This is a genomic window from Pseudomonas sp. S8 (genome assembly GCF_050473925.1).
GTDB lineage: Bacteria > Pseudomonadota > Gammaproteobacteria > Pseudomonadales > Pseudomonadaceae > Aquipseudomonas > Aquipseudomonas parakoreensis.
In genome coordinates this window covers 3,784,826-3,810,785 of sequence record NZ_JBFDVZ010000016.1, presented here as the reverse complement: position 1 = coordinate 3,810,785, position 25,960 = coordinate 3,784,826, and the positions used below count along the sequence as shown (strand labels likewise).

At 60.1% G+C, this 25,960-nt stretch carries 19 protein-coding genes; 15 read left to right on the top strand and 4 right to left on the bottom strand.

Translation table 11 applies throughout. From position 1 onward, the window contains the following. Positions 1–100: 100 nt before the first annotated feature. From AB1J88_RS18325 to aceE, 3 genes are all read right to left on the bottom strand, one after another. The gene (locus AB1J88_RS18325; protein ID WP_430291655.1) at positions 101–1,498 is read right to left on the bottom strand and encodes an alkaline phosphatase D family protein; all 1,398 of its coding nucleotides are present in this window, start codon (positions 1,496–1,498) and stop codon (positions 101–103) included. Between the two features lie 274 nt (positions 1,499–1,772). Beyond that, a complete protein-coding gene (gene aceF / locus AB1J88_RS18320; protein WP_430291654.1) occupies positions 1,773–3,719 on the bottom strand; it encodes a dihydrolipoyllysine-residue acetyltransferase in 1,947 nt (648 codons plus the stop codon). A gap of 11 nt (positions 3,720–3,730) precedes the next feature. Next, positions 3,731–6,376, bottom strand: coding sequence for a pyruvate dehydrogenase (acetyl-transferring), homodimeric type (gene aceE / locus AB1J88_RS18315; RefSeq protein ID WP_003220999.1), 2,646 nt, complete (start codon positions 6,374–6,376; stop codon positions 3,731–3,733). A 262-nt stretch (positions 6,377–6,638) separates the two neighbouring features. Here aceE and AB1J88_RS18310 point away from each other — a divergent pair, with 262 nt between their 5' ends. From AB1J88_RS18310 to AB1J88_RS18270, 9 genes are all read left to right on the top strand, one after another. After that, positions 6,639–6,764, top strand: coding sequence for a hypothetical protein (locus tag AB1J88_RS18310; protein ID WP_256198919.1), 126 nt, complete (start codon positions 6,639–6,641; stop codon positions 6,762–6,764). Beyond that, on the top strand, positions 6,761–9,700 hold the full coding sequence (gene glnE, locus AB1J88_RS18305; protein ID WP_430291653.1) for a bifunctional [glutamate--ammonia ligase]-adenylyl-L-tyrosine phosphorylase/[glutamate--ammonia-ligase] adenylyltransferase: 2,940 nt from the start codon (positions 6,761–6,763) through the stop codon (positions 9,698–9,700). Before AB1J88_RS18310 ends, glnE begins: the two co-directional genes overlap by 4 nt. A gap of 303 nt (positions 9,701–10,003) precedes the next feature. Beyond that, entirely contained in the window at positions 10,004–11,038 is a 1,035-nt protein-coding gene (gene waaF / locus AB1J88_RS18300) for a lipopolysaccharide heptosyltransferase II (protein ID WP_222017048.1), read from the top strand. Between the two features lies 1 nt (position 11,039). Beyond that, positions 11,040–12,101 carry a lipopolysaccharide heptosyltransferase I gene (gene waaC, locus AB1J88_RS18295; RefSeq protein ID WP_027611365.1) on the top strand — a complete coding sequence of 354 codons (1,062 nt, stop codon included), beginning with the start codon at positions 11,040–11,042 and terminating at the stop codon, positions 12,099–12,101. Further along, the gene (locus AB1J88_RS18290; RefSeq protein ID WP_142579696.1) at positions 12,101–13,222 is read left to right on the top strand and encodes a glycosyltransferase family 4 protein; all 1,122 of its coding nucleotides are present in this window, start codon (positions 12,101–12,103) and stop codon (positions 13,220–13,222) included. Before waaC ends, AB1J88_RS18290 begins: the two co-directional genes overlap by 1 nt. Beyond that, the gene (rfaP, locus tag AB1J88_RS18285) at positions 13,223–14,029 is read left to right on the top strand and encodes a lipopolysaccharide core heptose(I) kinase RfaP (protein ID WP_095667715.1); all 807 of its coding nucleotides are present in this window, start codon (positions 13,223–13,225) and stop codon (positions 14,027–14,029) included. Further along, the gene (locus tag AB1J88_RS18280) at positions 14,029–14,763 is read left to right on the top strand and encodes a lipopolysaccharide kinase InaA family protein (RefSeq protein ID WP_095667714.1); all 735 of its coding nucleotides are present in this window, start codon (positions 14,029–14,031) and stop codon (positions 14,761–14,763) included. Before rfaP ends, AB1J88_RS18280 begins: the two co-directional genes overlap by 1 nt. Then, on the top strand, positions 14,760–15,512 hold the full coding sequence (locus AB1J88_RS18275; protein ID WP_430291651.1) for a lipopolysaccharide kinase InaA family protein: 753 nt from the start codon (positions 14,760–14,762) through the stop codon (positions 15,510–15,512). The genes AB1J88_RS18280 and AB1J88_RS18275 overlap by 4 nt, the downstream gene beginning before the upstream one ends. Continuing rightward, positions 15,512–16,963, top strand: coding sequence for a lipopolysaccharide kinase InaA family protein (locus tag AB1J88_RS18270; RefSeq protein ID WP_430291649.1), 1,452 nt, complete (start codon positions 15,512–15,514; stop codon positions 16,961–16,963). Before AB1J88_RS18275 ends, AB1J88_RS18270 begins: the two co-directional genes overlap by 1 nt. 142 nt (positions 16,964–17,105) lie before the next feature. Here the strand turns inward: AB1J88_RS18270 and AB1J88_RS18265 are convergent, their stop codons facing one another. Then, entirely contained in the window at positions 17,106–18,311 is a 1,206-nt protein-coding gene (locus tag AB1J88_RS18265; RefSeq protein ID WP_430291648.1) for a hypothetical protein, read from the bottom strand. Between the two features lie 377 nt (positions 18,312–18,688). Between AB1J88_RS18265 and AB1J88_RS18260 the strand changes: the two genes are divergently transcribed. The 6 genes from AB1J88_RS18260 to AB1J88_RS18235 are packed head-to-tail and all read left to right on the top strand — an operon-like array spanning position 18,689 to position 25,951. After that, complete coding sequence (locus AB1J88_RS18260; protein WP_007967355.1) at positions 18,689–20,446, top strand: carbamoyltransferase family protein; 1,758 nt, start codon at positions 18,689–18,691, stop codon at positions 20,444–20,446. Continuing rightward, positions 20,430–21,560 (top strand): glycosyltransferase, encoded by a 1,131-nt coding sequence (locus AB1J88_RS18255; RefSeq protein WP_222017035.1) that lies wholly within the window; start codon positions 20,430–20,432, stop codon positions 21,558–21,560. The genes AB1J88_RS18260 and AB1J88_RS18255 overlap by 17 nt, the downstream gene beginning before the upstream one ends. Then, positions 21,560–22,456 (top strand): antimicrobial resistance protein Mig-14, encoded by an 897-nt coding sequence (locus AB1J88_RS18250; RefSeq protein WP_430291647.1) that lies wholly within the window; start codon positions 21,560–21,562, stop codon positions 22,454–22,456. Before AB1J88_RS18255 ends, AB1J88_RS18250 begins: the two co-directional genes overlap by 1 nt. An 8-nt stretch (positions 22,457–22,464) precedes the next feature. Further along, positions 22,465–23,901 carry a PIG-L deacetylase family protein gene (locus AB1J88_RS18245; protein WP_430291646.1) on the top strand — a complete coding sequence of 479 codons (1,437 nt, stop codon included), beginning with the start codon at positions 22,465–22,467 and terminating at the stop codon, positions 23,899–23,901. Beyond that, the gene (locus AB1J88_RS18240; protein ID WP_430291645.1) at positions 23,898–25,052 is read left to right on the top strand and encodes a glycosyltransferase family 4 protein; all 1,155 of its coding nucleotides are present in this window, start codon (positions 23,898–23,900) and stop codon (positions 25,050–25,052) included. The genes AB1J88_RS18245 and AB1J88_RS18240 overlap by 4 nt, the downstream gene beginning before the upstream one ends. 14 nt (positions 25,053–25,066) lie before the next feature. After that, on the top strand, positions 25,067–25,951 hold the full coding sequence (locus AB1J88_RS18235) for a glycosyltransferase (protein WP_041065906.1): 885 nt from the start codon (positions 25,067–25,069) through the stop codon (positions 25,949–25,951). Positions 25,952–25,960: the final 9 nt, after the last annotated feature.

Sequence of the window (25,960 nt, the reverse complement as noted above, 5' to 3'; positions counted from 1 at the left end):
GTGTGTGGTTGAAAAGAGCAAAAGATCGCAGCCTGCGGCAGCTCCTACAAGGGATGTATGCCAATGTAGGAGCTGCCGAAGTCTGCGATCTTTCAAGATCTCAGCGTAATTTCAGGCTGATCGATTGCAGCTTCTTGCCATCACGATCATGGTAATTGACCAGAATTTGATCAGTCTCGACGACTACATGGGCGAAGTTGTCTTCGCTGACGACCGGGCTGGTCAACTCATGCTGATAATCACCCGTCGCCGTGCGCGCCAGTGGTCGATCGAGGATGAACGTCGACGCCTTGGCATAGGGCAACAGCTTGCTGTTGCACAGCGGCGAGGAAACGATGGTGTGGACTTCGAAATCCGGGTCTTCACTATGCGTCAGGCGCGAGGTCAGCGAGCCATGCACATCGCCCGAGACAAACACGACATTCCTGATGCGTCGGGTGCGGATGGTTTCCAGCAGGCGCAGGCGCTGCTCCGGGAAGGCTTTCCAGGCATCGTCGCCGTGCAATTTGCGATCCGGGTAGAACATCACGCTGGTCACGATGAATTTCACCCGCGCCGGGCTGTTGGTCAGCCATTTGAGCAGCGCCTGTTCCTGCGCCTCATCGAGTATGCGGCGATCATCGGCTGACAAGTTGCGGCGGGTGCGACTGTCGGTCACAAACCATTCGATATCACCGTCACTGAATTGATACCAGTAGTGCTCGAGTTTTGCCCGATTCACCTTTTCGTTAGTTGTAAGTTCATGCGCCGGGCTGTGGCTGACTTGATAGATTTCATAGGCGGCCATGGCGTTGCGATATAACACGTGATCTGATTGTTTGGCATTCGCCGGCCAATTGTCTTCAATTTCGTGATCATCCAGAATCATATAAGTCGAAGTGCCGGACATCAAACGCTGAATATTCGGCTGAGAGAAGGCCGCACGGTACTTGCTGAGGATGTCCTTATATTCACGATCAGGTGCAAACAGATTAAGGTCGTCGACATAAACCTGATCACCCGTCATCAGGGTGGCACTGATCGGCGGCTGGGCACCTTCGATCAATTGGTTGATGGAGGCAAAGATCCGGTCACCCAGATGGGGCAGCACCGGCACCCCCGCCGTCATGCGCAAATAGCGGCAAGAGCCGACGATATAGGCCTTTGCCTGCAGGGCATTGCTTGAGCGGGTGCGCAATCGATAGATTTCCCGCGGCCACTGCAGCGGCAGTTCGGCGACACTGTCCACGGTATGGACAGGATTCATCGGGCTGAACCAGCCGGTCTGGTATTCATATTCGGTGTCACTGCTCAAGTTGTTGAGGGTGAACACTTCGGTCATGTCGCGCAGCGCACTGGGTTCGGCGAAAATACTAGCTGACCACTGTTGTGTTCCAGACTTCCGATAGCGAATGGCGGCAAATACCGGTGCGTTGCCTTGCTTGTCGGCGCGCATGAATATACGCGCGTGATGAGTTGTCGTGTGGCCGATAATCGGGCCAATAGTTGGCTTGAACATATTCGAGTCCGTTCGAGTAAGTTTCGTTTTTTATAAATAACTCGGGAAAATCGTTATTTAATCCGAGGGCAGAGATTAGTTGCCTGTCGGTGAAAAATATCGGGACGAATTCGACTGCAGTCGTAGTTCAAGTAAACCGAACTTGTAGGAAGAGCCGCTGCACTTTTTTCAGGGCAAAAAAAGCCCCGTCAAACTGACGGGGTTGAGGTACGAGCGTGTGGCGCTCGAAAACGTGGAACGCAGTCGGCCCTCCGTTGCCGGAGGGCCGAACGCTTTACAGCAGGATGGTGCGGATGTCGCCCAGCAGGCTACCCAGACGCTGGGTGAAGCGTGCAGCAGCGGCGCCGTTGATCACACGGTGATCGTAGGACAGCGACAGTGGCAGCATCAGTTTCGGCTGGAAGGCTTTGCCGTCCCAGACTGGCTGGATGGTTGCCTTGGAAACACCGAGGATCGCCACTTCCGGCGCGTTGACGATCGGCGTGAAGCCGGTGCCGCCAATGTGGCCGAGGCTGGAAATGGTGAAGCAGGCGCCCTGCATCTCGTCCGAAGAAAGCTTCTTGGTGCGGGCTTTTTCAGCCAGCGAAGCAGCTTCTGCGGCCAGTTGCAGCAGGCTCTTCTGGTCGACGTTCTTGATGACCGGTACCAGCAGGCCATCCGGGGTGTCGACCGCGAAACCGATGTTGACGTACTTCTTGCGAATGATCGCCTTGCCGCTTGGTGCCAGCGAACTGTTGAAGTCCGGCAGTTCCTTGAGCAGGTGTGCGCAGGTCTTGAGCAGCAGCGGCAGGATGGTCAGCTTGACGCCGGCCTTCTCCGCGACGGCTTTCTGCGCAACACGGAAGGCTTCCAGCTCGGTGATGTCCGCCGAGTCGAATTGCGTTACGTGCGGCACGTTCAGCCAGCTGCGGTGCAGGTTGGCCGCGCCGACCTGCATCAGACGGGTCATCGGCACTTCTTCGATTTCGCCGAAGCGGCTGAAGTCCACGACCGGAATCGGCGGGATGCCCGCGCCGCCGGTTGCGCCGCCAGCAGCTGGCGCTTCCTTGGCCTTCTGCATCATCGCCTTGACGTAAACCTGCACGTCTTCCTTGAGGATGCGACCGTGCGGACCGCTGGCGCCAACAGCGCTCAGCTCGACGCCGAACTCACGGGCCAGTTGACGCACGGCCGGGCCGGCGTGAACTTTCGCGCCAGGCTTGGCCGGCGCAGCAACCGGAGCGCCAGCAGCAGGGGCAGCGGCAGCCGGAGCAGCAGCGGCAGGTGCCGGAGCGCTTGGCGCAGCGGCAGCTGGAGCCGGGGCAGCAGCCGGGGCCGCACCTTTGACTTTCAGCTTGAGGATCAGATCGCCGGTGCCGACTTCGTCGTCCAGCTTGATCGAAACGCTTTCCACCACGCCCGCGGCAGGCGACGGGATTTCCATGCTCGCCTTGTCGGATTCGAGGGTGATCAGCGACTGGTCGGCTTCAACGCTGTCGCCAGCCTTGACCAGCACTTCGATGATCTTGGCCTTGCCGGCCGAACCGATGTCCGGAACGTGGATGTCCTGAACGCTGTCGGCAATCGGTGCAGCCGGGGCGGCGGCCGGAGCAGGCGCAGCAGCAGCGGCTGGCGCAGCAGCCTGAGCCGGAGCGGCCGCAGCACCCGCCACTTCCAGATCCAGAATCAGGTCGCCAGTGCCGACTTCGTCGTTGAGCTTGACGCTGATGGCCTTGACCACGCCCGCGGCAGGCGACGGGATTTCCATGCTGGCCTTGTCGGATTCCAGGGTGATCAACGATTGATCAGCCTCGACCTTGTCGCCAACCTTGACCTGGATCTCGATGATCTGGGCCTTGCCCGACGAACCGATGTCCGGCACGTGCACTTGCTGCACCGAAGCGGCAGCCGGGGCAGTGGCTGGCGCGGCTGGAGCAGGAGCGGCAGCCGGTTTGGCTTCAGCTTTTGCAGCCGGTGCAGCAGCAGGCGCAGGAGCCGCTTGCGCGGCGCCCTCAACTTCCAGTTCGAGCAGTTCGTCGCCTTCTTTCAGGCGGTCGCCCAGCTTCACTTTCAGGCTCTTGATGACGCCGGCTTTCGGGGCCGGCACTTCCATGCTGGCCTTGTCCGATTCCAGCGTCAGAATGCTCTGGTCGGCTTCGATGCGGTCGCCGACCTTCACAAACAGTTCAATTACTTCACCTTCACCGCTGCCGATGTCAGGTACGCGAATGAGTTCGCTCACAAAATGTCTCCTCAGCAGTCCAGTGGGTTGCGTTTTTCCGGGTCGATGCCGAACTTGACGATGGCCTCGGCCACCACTTTAGGTTCGATATCACCACGGTCAGCCAGTGCTTCCAGGGCTGCCAACACCACGAAATGACGGTCGACTTCGAAGAAATGACGCAGTTTCTTGCGGCTGTCGCTGCGGCCGAAACCGTCGGTGCCCAGGACTTTGAATTCCTTGGACGGTACCCACTGACGGATCTGCTCGGCGAACAGCTTCATGTAGTCGGTAGAGGCAATCACCGGACCCTTACGGCCACTCAGGCACTCTTCAACGTAGCTCTGCTTGGGCTTCTGGCCAGGCTTGAGACGGTTGCTGCGCTCTACGGCCAGGCCGTCGCGACGCAGTTCGTTGAAGCTGGTAACGCTCCATACGTCAGCGCCGATGTTGAACTCTTCACGCAGAATCTTCGCCGCTTCACGCACTTCACGCAGGATGGTGCCGGAGCCCATCAGCTGTACGTGATGCGCTGCATCGCGGGTGTCTTCTTCGAGCAGGTACATGCCTTTCTTGATGCCTTCTTCGGCACCGGCCGGCATGGCTGGCTGCTGGTACGACTCGTTCATCACGGTGATGTAATAGAAGATGTCCTGTTGCTCTTCGGTCATCTTCTTCATGCCGTCCTGAATGATCACCGCCAGCTCGTAGCCGTAGGTTGGATCGTAGGTGCGGCAGTTCGGGATGGTCGCGGCCAGCAGGTGGCTGTGACCGTCTTCGTGCTGCAGGCCTTCACCGTTCAGGGTGGTACGGCCGGCGGTGCCGCCGATCAGGAAGCCACGGGTACGGCTGTCGCCAGCGGCCCAGGCCAGGTCACCGATACGCTGGAAGCCGAACATCGAGTAGAAGATGTAGAACGGCAGCATCGGCTGGTTGTGGCTGGAGTACGAAGTACCGGCGGCGATGAAGGAACTCATGGCGCCCGCTTCGTTGATGCCTTCTTCAAGGATCTGACCTTTCTGGTCTTCCTTGTAGAACATCACCTGGTCTTTATCGACTGGCTCGTAGAGCTGGCCGACGGAGGAGTAGATGCCCAACTGACGGAACATGCCTTCCATACCGAAGGTACGGGCTTCGTCCGGGATGATCGGCACGATGCGCGGGCCGATTTCCTTGTCCTTGACCAGTTGCGCGAGGATGCGCACGAAGGCCATGGTGGTGGAAATTTCACGGTCGCCCGATCCATCGAGGATGGCTTTCAGGGTGTCCAGATCCGGGGTCGGTACGCTGAAGCTCTGCGCGCGGCGCTGCGGTACGAAACCGCCCAGTGCGGCACGGCGCTCGCTCAGGTAGCGGGCTTCGGCGCTGTTCGGCTCTGGCTTGAAGAACGGCAGGTTCTCCAGCTCTTCGTCCTTGACCGGGATGTCGAAGCGGTCGCGGAACAACTTCAGGCTGTCGACGTCGACTTTCTTGGTGTTGTGTGCGGTGTTTTTCGCTTCGCCGGCACCGGTGCCATAACCCTTGATGGTCTTGGCCAGGATGACGGTAGGTTGTTCTTTGTGGTTGACCGCTTCGTGGTACGCCGCATAGACCTTGTACGGGTCGTGGCCGCCACGGTTGAGTTTCCAGATCTCGTCGTCGGACAGATCGGCAACCATTGCCTTGAGTTCAGGCGTGTTGAAGAAGTGCTCGCGAACGAACGCGCCGTCTTTGGCTTTGTAGTTCTGGTACTCGCCGTCGATGACTTCGTCCATGCGACGTTGCAGGATGCCGTCGACGTCCTTGGCCAGCAGTGGGTCCCAGAAACGGCCCCAGATGACTTTGGTCACGTTCCACTGTGCACCGCGGAACACGCCTTCGAGTTCCTGGATGATCTTGCCGTTGCCGCGAACCGGGCCGTCGAGGCGCTGCAGGTTGCAGTTGATGACGAAGATCAGGTTGTCCAGCTTCTCGCGGCCGGCCAGGGAGATGGCGCCCAAGGATTCCGGCTCGTCGCACTCACCGTCGCCCAGGAAACACCAGACTTTCTGTTTGCCCGGCTGGATGAAACCGCGGTGTTCCAGGTACTTCATGAAGCGTGCCTGGTAGATCGCCTGGATCGGACCCAGACCCATGGATACGGTCGGGAACTGCCAGAAGTCAGGCATCAGCCAAGGGTGCGGATAGGACGAGAGGCCCTGACCGTCGACTTCCTGGCGGAAGTTGTTCATCTGGTCTTCGGTAATGCGGCCTTCCATGAACGCACGGGCGTAAACGCCTGGCGAGGTGTGGCCCTGGAAGTAGATCAGGTCGCCGCCGTGTTCGTCGGTCGGGGCCTGGAAGAAGTAGTTGAAGCCGATGTCATACAGGGTCGCGCTGGAAGCGAAGCTGGAGATGTGACCACCCAGGTCAGAATCTTTCAGGTTCGTACGCATTACCATGGCCATCGCGTTCCAGCGCACCAGCGAGCGAATGCGGCGTTCCATGAACAGGTCGCCAGGCATGCGTGCTTCGTGGGTTACCGGGATGGTGTTGCGGTAAGGCGTGGTGATGGCGTAAGGGAGCTGCGAACCGCTGCGGGTCGCCAGTTCACCCATACGGGTCATCAGATAGTGAGCACGGTCTTCGCCTTCTTTGTCGAGAACCGATTCCAGGGCGTCCAGCCATTCCTGGGTTTCGACGGGATCGAGGTCTTGCATGGCTTGCTCCAGGGCGGAAAGGCTTCCAGAATCGGTTGCCTGAGTTTGCGACTGGCCTTGTGGGCAGACGATTTAAAATTCTTGGATTGCCGACAGGTTGTTCCGGCGGCGTGTAGTTTTACTACAAATCTTTGAGCATTTCAGCCTTTCGGATGTATAGACGAGTAGTAAAACTACAGAGGAAAGGCTTGTGGCCTCCGACTGCGTTGTGAGAATAATCGTTAAGGTTGGTCGATTACCATCCGAAAAAGGTGAAAGTTTGATGCTGGATGCCAAAGAAGAAGAAATTTCAGCTATTTCTAACTTTTGTTCGACAGTCCTTCGCGTAGCGGGTTTTCATCAAACACTACAAGCGGCCATTTACACGCCGATCAAGGATAGACCATGACCCTGCCCGTGCTTGCCGAACTCCCCGCCATTCTCCTGCCGTTGGTCACTCGATCCGAGCAGTCGTTCCGTACGGCCGTCGCCTCCCTTGAAGACGATCACGGCTTGTCGAACTGGACACCGGAGCGTTGGGCGCAATTCGCCCGCGTCGGTGCCGCCAGCGATTTCGTCATTGAACAGAGCGTTCGTGACCCTTTGATGTTGCTGACGCTGGTGCAGTCCGGCGAACTTGACCGGCCGTACGCGCCGGGTGAACTCTGCGCGCAGATTGCCGTCGCCGTGAACACCGCGCAAAGCGAAGATGAACTCGGTCGTGTCCTGCGTCGCCAGCGCGCTCGCCATCAGGTACGAATCATCTGGCGCGACCTGAACCGCCAGGCCGATCTGGTACAGACCTGCCGCGATCTTTCAGACATGGCCGACGCCACCATCGATCAGGCTTATCAATGGCTGTACAGCCGCCATTGCCAGCAGTTCGGCACGCCGACCGGTCGGCGCAGCGGTCTGCCGCAACAGATGGTCATTCTCGGCATGGGCAAGCTCGGCGCGGTCGAGTTGAACCTGTCGTCGGACATCGACCTGATCTTCGCCTACCCCGAGGGCGGCGAAACCGTCGGCGTGAAACGCGCGCTGGATAATCAGGAGTTCTTCATTCGTCTCGGCCAGCGCCTGATCAAGGCCCTCGACCCGATGACCGTCGACGGCTTCGTGTTCCGCGTCGACATGCGCCTGCGCCCGTACGGTTCGTCCGGCGCGCTGGTGCTGAGCTTCAATGCACTGGAGCAGTATTACCAGGATCAGGGCCGCGACTGGGAACGCTACGCGATGATCAAGGCGCGGGTGGTGGCCGGCGATCAGACTGCCGGCGCGCAGTTGCTCGACATGCTGCGCCCCTTCGTCTATCGACGTTATCTGGATTTCTCGGCGATCGAAGCGCTGCGCACCATGAAGCAGTTGATCCAGCAGGAAGTGCGGCGCAAGGGCATGGCCGACAACATCAAGCTGGGTTCCGGCGGCATCCGCGAAGTCGAGTTCATCGCCCAGGCTTTCCAGTTGATCCACGGCGGGCGCGACCTGAGCCTGCAGCAGCGTCCTCTATTAAAGGTATTGAGCACGCTGGAAGGGCAAGGCTATCTGCCGCCGGCAGTAATCAGTGAATTGCGCGAAGGCTACGAGTTCCTGCGCTACACCGAACACGCGATCCAGGCGATTGCCGACCGCCAGACCCAGATGTTGCCGGACGGCGCTCAGGATCAGGCGCGCATTGCCTTTATGCTCGGTTTCGCCGATTGGCACGCCTTCCACGAAAAACTGATGTTCTGGCGCGGCCGCGTGGCCTGGCACTTCGCGCAGGTGATCGCCGATCCCGATGAAGAACAGGGTGCCGATTGCGAGGTGGTGGTCGGCGGTGAGTGGTTGCCGCTGTGGGAAGAGGCGCAGGATGAGGAGGCCGCTTGCCGACAATTGGAAGAAGGCGGCTTCAAGGACGCGAGCAAAGCGCTGAAAGCGCTGGCCAGTTTGCGCGGCAGCCCGCAATTGCGCGCCATGCAGCGGCTGGGTCGCGAGCGTCTCGATGCGTTTATTCCGCGTCTGCTGGCTCAGGCGGTGGAACATGACAACCCGGATCTGGTGCTGGAGCGGGTGCTGCCACTGGTCGAAGCGGTGGCCCGACGTTCGGCTTATTTAGTCCTGCTGACGGAAAACCCCGGCGCCTTGCGGCGTTTGCTGACGCTGTGCGCGGCCAGTCCGTGGATTGCTGAGCAGATCACCCGTTTCCCGCTGCTGCTCGATGAATTGCTCAACGAAGGTCGCCTGTTCAAGCCGCCCCTGGCGCCGGAACTGGCCGCCGAGCTGCGCGAACGGCTGACGCGGATTCCCGAAGACGACCTCGAACAGCAGATGGAGGCGCTGCGTCACTTCAAACTCGCGCACCGTTTGCGGGTTGCCGCGTCGGAAATCGCCGGCAGCCTGCCGTTGATGAAAGTCAGCGATTACCTGACCTGGCTGGCTGAAGCGATTCTCGAGCAAGTGCTGGCGTTGGCCTGGCGTCAGACGGTGGCCAAGTACGGCACGCCGCTGCGCACCGATGGCAGTTTGTGCGATCCGGGCTTCATCATTGTCGGTTATGGGAAAGTCGGCGGGCTGGAACTGGGGCATGGTTCGGACCTGGATCTGGTGTTCATCCATGACGGCGATCCGCAGGCGGAAACCGACGGGCCGAAACCGATCGATGGCGCGCAGTTCTTCACCCGGCTGGGGCAGCGGATCATTCACTTGCTGACGGCGCAGACCAACTCCGGTCAGTTGTACGAAGTGGACATGCGTTTGCGCCCGTCCGGCGCGTCGGGGCTGTTGGTCAGTTCACTCGGTGCCTTCGAGCGCTATCAGGAAAATGAAGCCTGGACGTGGGAGCATCAGGCGCTGGTGCGGGCGCGGGTGTTGGTGGGCAGTCAGGATGTCGGCCAGGCCTTCGAGAAAGTCCGCGCGCAGGTTTTGGGCAAAGCGCGGGATCTGGCGAAATTGCAACAGGAAGTCAGCGAGATGCGCGCCAAGATGCGCGACAACCTCGGCACCAAGGGCACCGCAGCCGGTACGGCGGCTAATGCCTTCGAGGCCACGGCGCCGTTCGACCTCAAGCAGGACGCCGGAGGTATCGTCGATATTGAATTTATGGTGCAATACGCGGCCCTGGCGTGGTCGCACAGCCACCCGCCATTGCTGCGCTGGACCGATAACATCCGCATTCTGGAAGAGCTGGAACGCGAAGGGCTGATGCCCGCCGAAGACGCCAGCCTGTTGCGCGAAGCCTATAAGGCTTACCGCTCCGCCGCCCACCGGCAGGCCTTGCAGAAGGACGCCGGGGTGATTGCAGGCGACCAGTTTGTCGAGGAACGCCGGCAGGTATTGCGGATCTGGAAAGAGCTGGGGCTAAGCTGAAACCGGATATTTGAAGCATCGAATACCTTGTGGGAGCGGGCTTGCCCGCGATGGCGGAGTGTCAGCCACCGTCACTTTCAGATGTGATGGCCTCATCGCGGGCAAGCCACGCTCCCACAGGGACTTGTGGTGATTTGCAGATTGAGACACGAACAAACCATGTAGGAGCGAGCCTGCTCGCGATAGCGGAGTGACAGTCGACAGTCATGTTGAAGGTAATGACCCATCGCAAGCAGCGCCGCTCCCTCAGTGATTCTCGAGGCGGGGAGGCATTGGCCTCCCCGGTTCGTTTATGGAAACCACATGAATATTCTGATCGTTGGGCCCAGTTGGGTCGGTGACATGGTGATGGCGCAGACACTGTTTCAGTGCCTCAAACAGCGCCACCCGCAATGCGAAATCGACGTGCTGGCCCCCGAGTGGAGCCGGCCGATCCTTGAACGCATGCCCGAAGTGCGCAAGGCCTTGAGCTTTCCGCTCGGCCATGGCGCGCTGGAACTGGCGACGCGTCGGCGAATCGGCAAATCCCTGGCCGGCCAGTACGATCAGGCGATCCTGCTGCCGAATTCGCTGAAGTCGGCGCTGGTGCCTTTTTTTGCTGGCATCAAGCAACGCACCGGCTGGCGCGGCGAATTCCGCTACGGCCTGCTCAATGACGTGCGCACGCTGGATAAAGAACGTTATCCGCTGATGATCGAGCGCTTCATGGCCCTGGCTTACGAGCCGAACGCCGAACTGCCGAAACCGTATCCACGTCCAAGCCTGCAAATCGATCCGGTGACCCGCGAAGCGGCACTGGCCAAGTTCGGTTTGACTCTCGACCGTCCGGTGTTGGCCCTGTGCCCCGGTGCCGAATTCGGCGAGTCCAAGCGCTGGCCGTCCGAGCACTACGCCAAGGTCGCCGAAGCGCGGATTCGCGAAGGCTGGCAGGTGTGGCTGTTCGGCTCGAAAAACGACCACGCGGTAGGCGAAGACATTCGCGCACGGCTGATTCCCGGCCTGCGTGAAGAATCGGTCAACCTCAGCGGCGGCACCTCGCTGGCTGAGGCCATCGACCTGCTGTCCTGTGCCGATTCGGTGGTGTCCAACGACTCCGGCCTGATGCACGTGGCTGCGGCGTTGAACCGTCCGTTGGTGGCGGTCTACGGCTCGACGTCGCCGGGTTTCACCCCGCCGCTGGCCGAGCACGTCGAAATTGTTCGGCTGGGTCTGGATTGCAGCCCGTGCTTCGACCGTACCTGCCGGTTCGGCCATTACAACTGCCTGCGCCAGCTGATGCCGGACGCGGTCAACGATGCCTTGCAGAAATTGCAGGGCACTGTGGTCGAGGTTCATTAAGTTGCGGGTATTGCTGATCAAGACTTCATCGCTGGGCGACGTGATTCACGCGTTGCCGGCACTGACCGACGCGGCCCGGGCCATCCCCGGGATCAAGTTCGACTGGGTGGTGGAAGAAGGCTTCGCCGAAATTCCGACCTGGCACCCGGCCGTCGGCAAGGTGATCCCGGTGGCGATCCGTCGCTGGCGCAAGAACCTCTGGCAGACGATCAAGAGCGGCGAGTGGAAGCGCTTCAAGCAAAGCGTGCGCGCCAGCCAATACGATCTGGTGATCGACGCTCAGGGCCTGCTGAAAAGTGCCTGGCTGACGCGCTACGTCAAAGCCCCGGTGGCCGGTCTCGACAAAGGCTCGGCGCGCGAGCCGATCGCCGCACGTTTCTACGACCGCAAGCTGGCGGTGGCCCGTGGGCAGCATGCGGTCGAACGGGTGCGTCAGCTGTTTGCTATCGCCCTTGGTTATGACCTGCCCAAAGGGTTGGGCGACTACGGCCTCAACGTCGAGCGACTGGTGGAATTGCCGCGCAAGAGCGCTTTCGTGGTGTTCCTGCATGGCACCACGTGGGACACCAAGCACTGGCCGGAAGCCTACTGGCGCGAGCTGACCGAACGCGTCGGCTATCTGGGCGTCGGGGTCAAACTGCCGTGGGGCAACCCGCTGGAAAAGGCCCGCGCCGAACGGATTGCCGCCGGTTTCAAACACGCCGAAGTGCTGCCGAAGCTGAATCTGGCCGGGGTCGGCAAAGTGCTGGCCGGCGCCCAGGCTTGCGTGGCGGTAGACACCGGTCTCGGTCATTTGGCCGCCGCGCTGGATGTGCCGACGATTTCGCTGTTCGGCCCGACCAACCCGGGCCTGACCGGCGCCTACGGCAAGGTGCAGATTCACATGGCCAGTGATTTCCCTTGCGCTCCGTGCCTGCAAAAGAAATGTACCTACCAACCGACTGCGCAGGATGCCCGTCAGTTTGACCTCAAGCGCGAGCAGCCTCTGTGCTTTACGCGTGTAAATCCCGAGCGTGTCGCCAGCCGTCTGAGCACGTTGTTAATGGCTGAGGAGCTGCGCTGATGCAATTGGCTTTTGTCCTGTACAAATATTTCCCGTTCGGTGGCTTGCAGCGCGACTTCATGCGCATCGCCCTCGAATGCCAGAAGCGCGGTCACCAGATCCGCGTCTACACGCTGATCTGGGAAGGCGACGTGCCTCCCGGTTTCGAAGTGCTGGTGGCGCCGGTCAAGGCGTTCTTCAACCACCGTCGCAACGAGAAACTCACGGCGTGGATGGAAGCGGATCTGGCCAAGCGTCCGGTGGACCGCTTGATCGGCTTCAACAAGATGCCGGGTCTGGACGTCTATTACGCCGCCGACGGCTGCTTCGAAGACAAGGCGCAGAACCTGCGCCATTCGCTGTATCGCCGTTGGGGCCGCTATCGCCACTTCGCCGAGTACGAGCGCGCGGTGTTCGCCAAAGACGCGAAAACCGAAGTGCTGATGATTTCCGAAGTGCAGCAGCCGCTGTTCATCAAGCATTACGACACGCCGCTTGAGCGCTTCCATCTGCTGCCGCCGGGTATCGCCCAGGATCGTCGGCGGCCGGCGGATGCCGACCAGATTCGCGCCGGTTTCCGCGCCGAATTCAACCTCAAGGACGACGAACTGCTGCTGGTGCAGATCGGTTCCGGGTTCAAGACCAAGGGCGTCGATCGCAGCCTCAAGGCGCTGGCGGCATTACCCGCCGAGCTGAAGAAACGCACCCGGCTGTTTGTAATCGGCCAGGATGACCCCAAATTGTTCCAGATGCAGAGTGCGACTTTGGGCCTGGGCGACAACGTGACGTTCCTCAAGGGCCGCAGCGATATCCCGCGATTCCTGCTCGGCGCCGACCTGTTGATCCACCCGGCGTACAACGAAAACACCGGTACCGTGCTGCTCGAAGCGCTGGTGGCCGGTTTGCCGGTGCTGGTCAGCGCGGTCTGCGGTTACGCCCATTACATCGCCGAGGCGGATGCCGGGCGCGTGCTGGACGAACCGTTCGAGCAGGCGCAACTGACGCAGTACCTGACTGACATGTTGAGTGACGACGCTGCACGCGTGGCCTGGAGCCGCAATGGTCTGGCCTTCGCCGAGACGGCCGACCTCTACAGCATGCCGCAGCACGCGGCCGATGTGATTCTGGCGGAGCACGCTTAAATGAAGTTGATGCTGGCTGAACCGTTCAAGAGCCTGTGGGCCGGGCGCGACCCGTTCGCCGAAGTCGAAGGCTTGCAGGGCGAGGTCTATCGCGAGCTGGAAGCTCGACGCACGCTGCGCACGGAAGTCGAAGGCAACGGATTTTTCGTCAAGATCCACCGGGGCATCGGCTGGGGCGAGATCTTCAAGAACCTGCTGACCGCCAAGCTGCCGGTGCTCGGCGCGGGTCAGGAATGGCAGGCAATCCAGCGTTTGCAGGCAGTCGGCGTGCCGACCATGACCGCCGTGGCTTACGGCGAGAAGGGCAGCAACCCGGCGGATCAGCATTCGTTCATCGTCACCGAAGAGCTGGCGCCGACCGTCAGCCTCGAAGATTTCAGCATCGATTGGGTCAAGAACCCGCCGCAGCCGAAACTCAAACGCGCGCTGATCGCTGAAGTGGCACGCATGACCGGCATGATGCACCGCGCCGGGGTCAACCACCGCGACTGCTACATCTGCCATTTCCTGCTGCACACCGACAAGCCGGTCACCCCGGACGATTTCAAGCTCTCGGTGATCGACCTGCACCGCGCGCAGACCCGTGCAAAGATTACTCAACGCTGGCGCAACAAGGATCTGGCCGCGCTGTATTTTTCGGCGCTGGACATCGGTCTGACCCGTCGCGACAAGCTGCGTTTCCTCAAAGGCTACTTCCAGCAACCGCTGCGGCAGATTCTGGCGGAAGAAGCGCCGCTGTTGAGCTGGCTCGAAGGCAAGGCCAACAAGCTTTATGCGCGCAAACAGCGTTACGGGGATGCGCTCTGATGGCGGGTTGGACTCTTGAGCCGCAATACAGCGAACTGAGCGAAGATTTCGGCAGCCTCGAAGCAGTGTTTGCCCTGCAGGGCGAGCGCCTGACCCGTGACCCGCTGTCCGAAGTCATCCGCGTGCAGCGCAACGGCGTCAATTACTACGTCAAACGCTACGTCGGCGCCGGCAAAGGCTTGCGCCGCTACCTGGGCAAGCCGCGGGTGAAGATGGAGTGGCAGAACCTCAAGCGCTTCGCCAAGTGGGGCATTCCCACGGCCGAAGTGGTGGCCTGGGGTCTGGAACGGCGGGGCGCGGCGTACAACCGTGGCGCGATGATCACCCGCGAGCTGCCGCGCACCGAAGACCTGTCGGCGCTGGCCGAACGCAACGATCCGAAACTCAAGGATCGCCTGTGGGTTGATGGCATCAGCCGGCAACTGGCCGGCTACACGCGAACCATGCACGATCACCGCTTTACCCATAACGATCTGAAGTGGCGCAACCTGCTGATCGACGATCAGGCGCAGCTGTTTTTGATCGACTGCCCGAACGGCGATTTCTGGCGCGGCTTCTGGCTCAAATACCGGATCACCAAGGATCTGGCCTGTCTCGACAAGGTGGCCAAATATCATCTGTCGAACACCCAGCGCCTGCGCTTCTACCTGCAATACCGCGGACGTGATCGGCTGAATGCCGCCGACAAGAAACGGATTCGCCACGTGGTGAGATTTTTCGAGGGACGCGAATGACTGATTTCCTGGCTGCTGAAGACCGGGCGCTGCTTGAGCGTCATGGCCTCGGCACTTTCGACGCGCTCTGGGCCAAACAGCTCGAAGCCGTGGATGAACCGAACACCGATGGCGGTGGCTGGAGCAGCGTGTTTCGCCTGGAGCTGGAAGGGCAGGCCTACTACCTCAAGCGTCAGAGCAACTACCTGACCCGCACCCTGCATGCGCCGTTCGGAGAGCCGAGTTTTGCCCGCGAGTTTCGCAATATCAGCCGCTACAACAAGCTGGGAATTCCTGCGCTGCAAGCGGCGTTTTTCGGCGAGCGCAAGGTCAAGGGCGATGTTCAGGCGATCCTGCTGACCCGTGCCCTCGACGGTTGGGATGATCTCGACTCGCTGTTGCAACGCTGGTCCGAGCTGACCGCCGCGCAGCACTCGGCCATTCTCAAAGCCTGTGGACAACTGGCGCGCCTGCTGCACGGCGTGCGTCAGGTGCACGGCTGTTTTTATCCCAAGCACATTTTCTTGCAGGCTGATGGTGAGGCTTATCGGGCGCAGTTGATCGACCTGGAAAAGACCCGGCCCCTGCTGTTCGGCATGCGCGACCGGGTCAAGGATCTGGAGCCGCTGCTGCGTCGCGCGCCGGAATGGAGCGAGGCGCAATTGCGCGAGTTGCTCGCGGCGTACCTCGATCAGCCCGTCGACAGTTCGCTGGTCGACAGCTGGGTTTCGCGCCTGACCGCACGGCGCAGTCGCAAGGAGACCCGTTGATGCGCTTGTCCGAACTGAAAAACGCCGGGCGTGCGCCGAGTCTGCCGCTGACGATCAGCCTCGCTGATGCGGCCGGTCCTGCGGATTTGCAGTTGCTGAGCCTGCTGCGGGTGTTGCCGGGACAGCGTTATGTCGGCGCCGGGGTCTGGCGCGGGCGACCGGTGCTGGCCAAGTTGCTGGTGGGCAGCAAGGCTGCACGGCATTTTCAGCGCGAGCTGACGGGCGTCAAACTGCTCGCCGAACAAGGCCTGACCACGCCGCTGTTGTTGGCGGATGGCCTGAAGGATGGCGAGGGCGGCTGGCTGCTGTTCGAATTTCTTGAGGGTGCTGAAAGCCTCGGTGATGCCTGGCAGAAGGTCGAATCGCTGCCGGTGCTGGCGGACGAGCAATCGGCGGTGCTCGCCGAGGCACTGGGCGCTATCGGTCAACTGCATGGCAAAGGCTTGTGGCAGGAAGATCTGCACCTCGACAACCTGCTGCGCCAGGGCGGTCAGTTGTACTTGATCGACGGTGCCGGGATCTGTGCCGAAACCGCTGGCCAGCCGTTGTCGCGGCAGAAGGTGCTGGAAAACCTCGGGGTGTTTTTCGCCCAGTTGCCCAAGTCGCTGGAGCCGTTCACCGAAGAATTGCTGGTGTATTACCTGCTGAGCAACAGCGAGCATGCGCTGCCACTGGAAGCGTTGCAGAAGCAGATCGCCAAGGTGCGCGCCTGGCGCCTGAAGGATTACCTGATCAAGGTGGGTCGCGAGTGCACGTTGTTCAGTGTGCAGCGCGGTGCATTTGGCTTGCGCGCAATCCGCCGCGAGGAAGAAGCCGCGATGCTGCCGGTGCTGGGTCAGGCCGATGCACTGCTCGATCAGGGCCATCTGTACAAGACCGGCGGCGCGGCGAGCGTTGGCAAAGTCGAGGTGGCCGGGCGCACACTGGTGATCAAGCGCTACAACATCAAAGGCGTTGCGCACTGGCTCAAGCGCTTCTGGCGTCCGAGCCGGGCGTGGCATTCGTGGCGTGAAGGCAATCGCCTGGCGTTCCTCGGCATCGCCACGCCGAAACCACTGGCAGTGCTGGAAAAGCGCTTTCTGTGGCTGCGCAGTCGCGCCTATCTGGTGACCGAGTTCCTGCCGGGGCCGGACATCATCGAGCGCTTTGCGCCGTATGTTGAAAGCGGTGCAGCGCCGGAATCCGAGTTGCAGGCGCTGGATCAACTGTTCGCCCGATTGATCGCCGAGCGCATCAGTCATGGCGACTTCAAGGGGCATAACCTGTTCTGGCAGGAGGATCGCTGGGCGCTGATCGACCTGGATTCGATGTGTCAGCACGGTTCTTCCGGCAGCTTTGCCCCCGCCTATGCCAAGGATCGCGCGCGGTTTATGCGCAATTGGCCTGAAGGAAGTGCGCTTTATCAGGTCATTGACCAACGTCTTCCCAAGGACAGCGCTAGCGCTGGCTGAATCTGGGCTATCGGTCCTGTTGCGGGCAAGCCCGCTTCCACAGGCGTTCCGGTCGTTCAGAACTCCCTGTGGGAGCGGGCTTGCTCGCGATGGCGGCGGTGCGGCTTGCGCCTCTCTTGAAAGGCGACGCCTGTTCTGTTTTTTACATGTTCAGATAGCGCACCATTCCTACAAAGCTGGTTGTCAGGTATTGAGTCACATCCCCTGTTACTAGAAGCTTGCCGTCGTTTTGTATATGGATGCGGTTGGCCTGATCAACCGCCCCAAGGTTCGTCCTGATTCTCCCGTCGGAGCCAAAAGTGGGGTCTACTTTTCCGTTTTCGAGATAGCGCATCAGCATAAAATCGGTTCTTTCGGCATTGCCGAAAAACGTTCCGGCAGCTACAGCTTTGTTGTCGGACTGTATGGTTATTGTCGAGTGTATGGCGCCGCGGTCATACGCTTCAATGTTAGGTGTCCCCCCGTAAAATGAATCGTCCAACTTTCCGTCTGGATGGATGCGAGTGACCAGAGGCTGTTCCTTGCCCTCAAAGCGGGCATGACCCGAGGCGACAAATTTTCCATCCGATTGTTGTGCAATTCCTGTGATCTGCGCTGCCAGACTGCTCTTTACAGGAATGATTGCAAATCCATCGTCGCCAAAGGAGGTATCAAGCTCGCCATTTTCCAAGTAGCGGGTAAACATCAGCTTGCCATTTCTGGATCCTGCCAAGAGCAATTTGCCAGACTTCAATGTGAGTATTGACGAGATATAAATTTTACCGGCATACACTTCGCCATTCGACCCGAAGCTGCTATCTGGCTTACCGTTATCGAGAATGCGTCGGATAATGACTTTGTCGTCCTCAACGCCGCCAACCTCTGTGCTCACGAACACAATTTCCCCGTCGTCCTGTATTGCAATGCAATTACATTTTTGCTTTCCAGAAGATTCATTAAAGATGAGTCGACCACCCTCACCAAATGAGAGGTCGAGATCACCTTCGGGCAGAACCCTGATAAGAAACACATTATGCACCGGCTTATCTAAATAGCCGAAAGAGCCAAATATAACGGCCTTGCCATCGGATTGCAGGGTAATCAATGCTTTTGTGATGGGCTGACGAGGGACAAGGTCGATGTACTTTATTCCCTGATCGCAAAAAAGGCTGTCTACAACGCCGGTATTCAGATGTCGTACGAGCACCAGACGATCTCCGACTGCAATAACGCTGAGGATTTTCCCATCGGTTTGTAATACGGAAGAGCCAGGATTTGTTATACCTGGGAGATTGAACAGTACTTTGCCTTCAACGCCAAAAGTCGGGTCAGGGGCGTTATTGTTTTTAGAGTTGGTTAGTGTGCTCATTGTCTGCTTTCCTATGCGAAATTAATAACAAATGCTCGAGTGGCAATTCCTGCTGTCTAGATATAAGCGTAATGATTTGTTGTGGGCTACTGTCAGAAATGACAGTGACGACCAGCGGTGTTTAAGCAATATCTGTTATCGCTATTGCGCCAGGGAAACTCTTCAGGAAGTGTGCGAAGGGACGGCGCTGAGCGTGGGCATGCCAGCCTGTCGCTCAGGCAAGGCGAAAGCGTTCTCCCCGTGTCAATTAACCTCTGGGTCATTCCCGTCATCTTTACGCTATAATCCCGCCCTTTAGCTGTCTCTCGCCCGGTGCGAGGGCACATCAATTTTCAAGGCGCATCGCGCCTGAATGCAGACTAAAGAGGCTAGACCCTGTGGCATTGACGATTCTTGGCCTGTCCGGCGCCCTTAGCCATGACCCTTCAGCCGCCTTGTACATCGACGGCAAGCTGGTGGCGGCGGCTGAAGAAGAGCGCTTCGTCCGCGATAAGCATGCAAAGAACCGCATGCCCTACGAATCGGCGAAGTTCTGCCTGGAACAGGCCGGTATCAAGCCCTCCGACGTTGACGTGGTGGCGATTCCGTTCGCCCCGATCAGCCTGTTCGGCAAGGCGCGCTGGCACTACGCCAAGCGTTACTGGTACGCGCCGGATCGCGCACTCGACGCGATCCTGATGGGCAACCGTCGCTACAAGCGCTATCGCAACAAGATCGTCTGGTGCCTGGAGCAACTGGGTTTTGATCCGAAGAAGATCAAGATCGAGCCGGTCGAGCACCATCTGGCTCACGCCTCCAGCGCTTACCACTGCTCGGGTTTCAAAGAGAAAACCGCGATCCTCGGGATCGACGGCAAGGGCGAGTACGCCACTACCTTTTTCGGTTACGGCGAAAACGGCAAGATCCACAAGATCAAGGAATTCTTCGATCCGGACTCCCTCGGCGGCCTGTATGGCGCGATCACCGAGTTCCTCGGTTTCGAGATGCTCGACGGTGAGTTCAAGGTCATGGGCATGGCGCCGTACGGTGACGCCAGCAAATACGATTTCTCGCGTCTGGCCTCGTTCGAGAACGGCGAGCTGGTGATCAACACCGACTACGCCAACGTGATCGGCCTGCGTCGCTACAAAGAGAAGGGCAAAGGCTTCTACTTCTCGCCGAAGCTGATCGAGTGGCTGGGTCCGAAGCGTGAAGGCGATATCGCCGACGAACCTTACATCCACTACGCCGCGAGCATGCAAGCGCTGTTCGAGAAACTGGCGTTGCAGATGATCGACTACTACCTGGGCGATGTGCTCAAGGAAACCGGCAAACTGGCCTTCGCTGGCGGCTGTGCATTGAACGTCAAGCTGAACCAGAAAATCATCGCCCGCGATGACATCAAGGAACTGTTCGTCCAGCCTGCGTCCGGCGATGCCGGCACCGCGGTGGGTGCTGCGGCCTATGTGTCCCACGCCCGTGGCGTGCCGGTCGAGAAGATGGAACACGTCTACCTCGGCCCGTCGTACAGCAACGAAGACGTGATCGCCGCGTGCGCCCGTCACGAGAATAAGCCGACCTGGCGCAAGCTCGACAACATGCCGGAGCAGATCGCCAAAATCATGGTCGATGGCAACCCGGTGGCCTGGTTCCAGGGTCGCATGGAGTTCGGTCCGCGCGCACTGGGCGGTCGTTCGATCATCGGTTGCCCGAGCGTGGCCGGTGTGGCTGACCGGATCAACCACCAGATCAAGTTCCGCGAGCGCTGGAGGCCTTTCTGCCCGTCGATGCTCGACACCGTGGCACCGCAGATGATCAAGATCGATCACCCGGCGCCGTTCATGACCTTCACTTTCGAAGTGGCGGAAGAATGGAAGACCCGCGTGCCGGAAGTCGTTCACGAAGACGGCACTTCCCGTGCCCAGGTCCTGAAGCGCGAATACAACCCGCGCTACTATGACATGATGAAGGCACTGGAAAACCTCACCGGCAACGGCGTGTCGTTGAACACCTCGTTGAACCGTCGTGGTGAACCGATGATCTGCTCGCCGACCGACGCCCTGAACATGTTCTTCGGCTCCGATCTGCAGTACCTGATCATGGAAGACATTCTGGTGGTCAAAGAGGGCGCAAACGCTTATGACTCGCTCGGCTGAACGCCATGTGCTGCAGTTCTGTCACGGCTATGACGGGCCGTTCCTCGACTGCGCACGGCAGTACGCCAGCCTGTTCGCGGGCACCGGTTATCGGGTGACCACGGTCTTTCTGACCGGGGCCGCCGACGGCGAGGTGGCCGCAGCGTGTGCTTCCGATGAAGTGTTGTTCATGGAATACAGCTCCAAGGCCATTCGTGGCCTGAAGCTGGGCGCCATCGGTGATCTGCGCAAGATCGCCGCTTCACGCAATTTCAGTTTCTGCATCGCCCATCGCTTCAAGCCGATCTACATCGCCTTGCTCGGCACGTCGCTGCCGGTGATTGGCGTGCACCACGCGTTTGACGATTACAAACGCGGCACGCGCAAGCTGTTCGCGCACATTTTTCGCAAGCGTCTGAGCCTGCTCGGCGTCTCCGACGCAGTACGCGACGACATGCGGCGCTGCCTGCCGAAATGGCCGTCGACCCGCATCCAGACCTTGTACAACCGCATCGATGTGCCGGCCTTGCAGGCCAGTCAGGTGTCGGCCCGCGAGGCCCGCGAGACCCTCGGTCTGGCGGCTGATGCGTTCATTGTCGGCAACGTTGGACGGCTGCACCCGGACAAGGATCAGGCCACGTTGCTGCACGGTTTTGCTGCAGCGTTGCCGGGTTTGCCGGGCAACAGTCAGCTGGTGATTCTCGGCAAGGGCCGTCTGGAGCAGGACCTCAAGGAGCTGGCGCGCGAACTGGGCATCGGTGACCGGGTGCTGTTTCTCGGTCAGGTGCCGGACGCGCGCAATTACTTCCGCGCCTTCGATGTGTTCGCCTTGAGCTCCGATCACGAACCGTTCGGCATGGTGCTGCTCGAAGCCATGGCCGCCGGCGTGCCGTTACTCGCCACTGCCTGTGGCGGGGCCAAGGAAGTGGTCGAAGGCGTGGGCATTCTGTTTCCGCTGGGCGATGCCGAACACCTTGCACAAGGCCTGCAACATTTGGCCGGTATGGATGATCAGCAACGCCGGCAGTGCGCCGAGCTGATGCTCGATCGCCTGCGTGAGCGTTTCTCCGACCGTGCGGTGCGCGACACCTTCTGGCGTCTGCCGCAAGTTACCGATCTGGCACCGAGGGGCTGATGCTCAACCGATTTCAAGGCTGGCGCGAACGTGGCTGGTCGCCCGTTGACGCCTCCACCTATGCCACCGCCTGGCAGCGTTTTGGCGGCAGCGTCGCGACGCATCCTTTGGTCGTCGAGCGTCTGGCTGATCTGGCCGGCATCCCGGTGCGTTATCTGGCCTGGGAGCAAGGCGGCGAAGTCAAAGCGGCAATCCCGACCTGGGGCCGTGATTTGGCGCTGTCCAAAGATGTGCTCAAGCGCAACGGCAAGAAAGGCCTGTTCGACCTCGGCAATGCCGAGTTGATCCTGCCGGCCGCCGCCGATGCCCAGGCGCCGCTGCGCCATCGCGCACGCTATCTGTCGGCGCTCAACGAAAACCGCTTCAGCGGCCTCAAGTTGCAGACCGAACAACTGGCCATGGCCCGCACCCCCGAAGAATTGTCGAAGAAGTTTCGCTACAACCAGCGCCGCGAACTGCGCTTGCTGGAAGAGGCGGGTGGACTGGTGCGTCCGGTCAGTGAGTTTTCCAGTGCCGAACTGGCGGCGATCTACTGTGATCTGTTCCAGCGCCGCTGGGGCTTTCCGGCCACCGGCGCGGCGCGTATGGGCGAAGTCATCGAGCTGCTGCGCGAACTGTTGATCGGCTCGGTGATTTTCCTCAATGATGCGCCGATCGCCATTCAACTGGTGTACCGCGTCGAAGCGCCGGAGTGGATCAGCGTCGAGTACATCAACGGCGGCGTCGACCCCGAAACCCGCGAATTCAGCCCTGGCAGCGTGTTGAGCTTCCTCAATACGCAAAGCGCCTGGGAACAGGCGCGAGCACTGAACAAGCCGCTGCGGTTTTCCTTCGGTCGCGCCGACCGTGAATACAAGGATCGCTGGTGCAACCCCGTGCCGGTGTTCACCGTATGAGTCAGCCCATGAGCCGCAAACAGCAACTGCTCAAGCGTCATCGCCGCAACAAGCGCGTCACCTTGCTGATCGCCCTGATCGTGTTGATCGCGCTCGGTGTACTGGTCGCGTGGTGGTTGCCGCTGGTGCTTGCAGTGGTTGGCTGGGTCGCCCATGAAGCGTGGTTTGCCGATCACCTGTTCTATTCGCCGAAAGACGATTACCAGTACAGCTTTCCGCCGTTTACACCGCAGCCGAAGGTGCATCTGAACGGCGAACAATTGCGTCTGGATGAAGGTGTGATGCTGGTCGACGAAGCGACGTTGATCCTCGCGGTAAAGGTTAAAAGCACTTGGCTGGGACGTTTCCTCGATCCGCGCGTCGAACTGCTCGGCGGGGCGAATCCGGATGCGCAAACCTTCGAACGCGGGGTCAATGGCCAGCGTTACCTGAACCTCAGCGGTCAGGCACAAACCCTGTCGCAAGGTCAGTTGCGTTTGCGCGGGCGCTTTTGCCGGGTCTCTGGCGAGCCTGTTTTGTGGGCACTGGAGCAACCGGACTACCGCCGTCAACGGGTGATGGTGATTGCACCACACGCCGACGACGCCGAGCTGGCGGCCTACGGTTTGTACAGTCAGGCCGATGAAGCCTGGATTGTCACCCTGACCGCAGGCGAGATCGAAGCCGAGCACTATGAGCAGATGGGCCTGAACAAGGTCGAAGCGGCGCGACTCAAGGGTCGCCTGCGGGCTTGGGACAGTCTAGCCGTGCCGCGTTGGGCCGGGGTTGCGCAGGAACACTGCGTGCAACTCGGTTACTTCTGTCTGCAACTGGCCGCGATGCAAGCTGCGCCGAATCAGGCGGTAGGTTCGCGCGAAGCGGACTTGAATGACACTCGCCTGTTTCGTCAGTTGAATCCGTTCACTCTGCCGGGCGACGCCGATGGTGCGCCGACCTGGAACAACCTGCTGGCCGACCTGCGTGAAGTGCTGCTGCGCGCCCGTCCGGACGTGATTGTGTTGCCGCACCCGACCCTTGATCCGCATCCCGATCATATCTGCGCCCAGCAAGCGGTTTTGCAGGCGCTCCAAAGTCTCGACTGGCAGCCGACGTTGCTCGGTTACGCCAACCATTTGCACGACAACGACCGCTGGCCGATGGGCAATACCGGGCAGGGCATTGCCTTGCCGCCGGCCTTCGATGCGGCGGTGCCGATGCAGCCGCTGTGCCTGTCGCTGTCCCTTGAACAACAGCGGGACAAGGCCATGGCGCTGGGCATGATGCATGACCTGCAGCCACCGGCGCCATTCAAGCGCCGCCTGCGCCGCGTGATTCAGCGCCTGCTCGCCGGGCGGACATCCTCGGTATACGGGGAAAACGAGTTTTTTCGAAAAGCGGTCAGACGCCAGGAATTGTTCTGGTTATTGAAGCACGGTGAACCGGGCGATCAGCGGGGAGAGTCATGAGTCAACGGTCCAAGGTGTTGCAGCTGCAACCCGACTACAACGTCAAAGCCCATGATTTCGCCGACCTGGCCGAGCAGATCGTCAAGGCGTTACCGGCTGATCGCTATGAAGTCACGGCGGCGTTCCTGCGCGGCAAACCGGGGCCGGGCGAGCCGGTGAGCCGGGCTGACCGTTCGGTGTACTTCGAGTTTTCCGACAAGTCGCTCAAAGGCATGCGCCTGCGGGCGATGTGGCAGCTGTACAAGTTCTGCCGTCGGGAAAAGTTCGATGTGGTGATCTGCAACCGCTTCAAGCCGGTGAATATGATGCTGGCGCTCAATCGCTGGTTGAAGGTGCCGCTGTGCATTGGCATCTCCCACGGTTTCGGCGAATACGACCGCTTTTACCGACGTCGTCAGACCCAGCGTCTGATCGATCGGCACTGGCGCTTTGTCGGCGTGTCACCGGCGGTCAAACAGTACCTGCTCGATTGCGATTGCGGCTTCACCGATCAGAACACCTACGCCATTACCAATGCCATCGACATCGAGCAGGCCGAGGGCTTGCAGCACAGCCGCGACAAAGCCCGCGAGTTGTTGGGCCTCGACCCGACTGTGCGTTTGATTGGCGCGCTGGGGCGGTTGGTATCGGTCAAGGGCCACACCTATCTGCTACAAGCCTTTGCCGCGCTGAAAGACAAATACCCGAACACTCAATTGGCGATCATCGGAGCAGGGCGCCTGCAGGCGCCGCTGGCGGCCGAGATCGAACAACTGGGCCTGAGCGGGCGTGCGCACTTGCTGGGCTTCAAGGAAAACGCCCTGCAATACGTGCGTGCGTTCGACATCTGGATCATGCCGTCGCTGGCCGAGGGCCTCGGTCTGGCGTTGCTCGAAGGCATGAGCGGACACCTGCCGGTGATCGCCTCGAATGTGCCGGCCATGTTGCCGCTGATCGAAGGCGCCGGTGGCTTGGCGATTACACCCAAGGATGTACCGAGTCTGGTCGCCGCGCTGGACAACTATCTCGCGCTATCGGATGAAGAACTCAAGGCCAAGGGCGAGCAGGCTTATCGCTACCTGCAGGAACAACACGACATCGAGGTGTTCCGTCAGCAATACCTGGACTTGATCGATTCTGGCCTGGAACAGGCCCGCAAGGAGCAGCCGTGAGCGAAGAGCAAGTCATGAGTGAAGCCAACGCCCTCGTCACGGTGATCATCGCTTCGTACAACCACGGCCCGTATATCGAGGAAAGCATCCTCAGCGTCCTCAATCAGACCTACAAGAACATTGAGCTGCTGGTGGTCGATGATGGCTCGAAGGATGACAGTGTCGAACGCATCAGCGCATTGCAGGCGCAGTACGGTTTCGATTTTCGTGTGCAGCAGAATCAGGGCCTGACCAATACCCTCAATGGCGCTATCGCCCGTTCGAAGGGCAGCCTGATCGTGCCATTCGGCTCCGACGACATCATGTACCCGGAGAGAATCGCCACCCAGGTGGCGTACATGGCCGGCAAGCCCGAAGTCGGGATCTGCGCCGGCAACATCGAATTGATGCACGCCGATGGCAGCCTTTACCCGGAGAAGCGTCAGCGCCGTGACGTGCCGTTCCGCCGTCTGGATTTCGACGATATGTTCCTTGAGCGCAAGCCATATCCGCCGGCGCCAACACTGATGATCCGTCGTGAGGCGCTGGACAAGGTGGGCGGGTTCGATCCGACGATTCGCCTTGAGGACCTGTACATCGAGCTGAAGGTGACCCGCGCCGGTTACTTCATCGATGGTCTGAATGTGGTGATGGCGCGTTACCGCAAGCACGCCACCAACTCGTACAAGAACCATCGCTTCATGATCGAGAATATTCTGCGCACCTATGCGCTGTTCAGCGATCATCCGCTGTATGACGAAGTACGCTTCAAGGCGCTGAACTCGATGTTCCTCAAGACCGCCAACCGCAATCGCAAGCTGGCCCGCGAACTGCTGGCACAGATCCCGTTCAAGGCCTGGAACAAGAAAACCTGGCGCGGCTTGGGGCGTTTGCTCTTTTCTCCGCTGGAAAAGGACTGAGGTCATGGT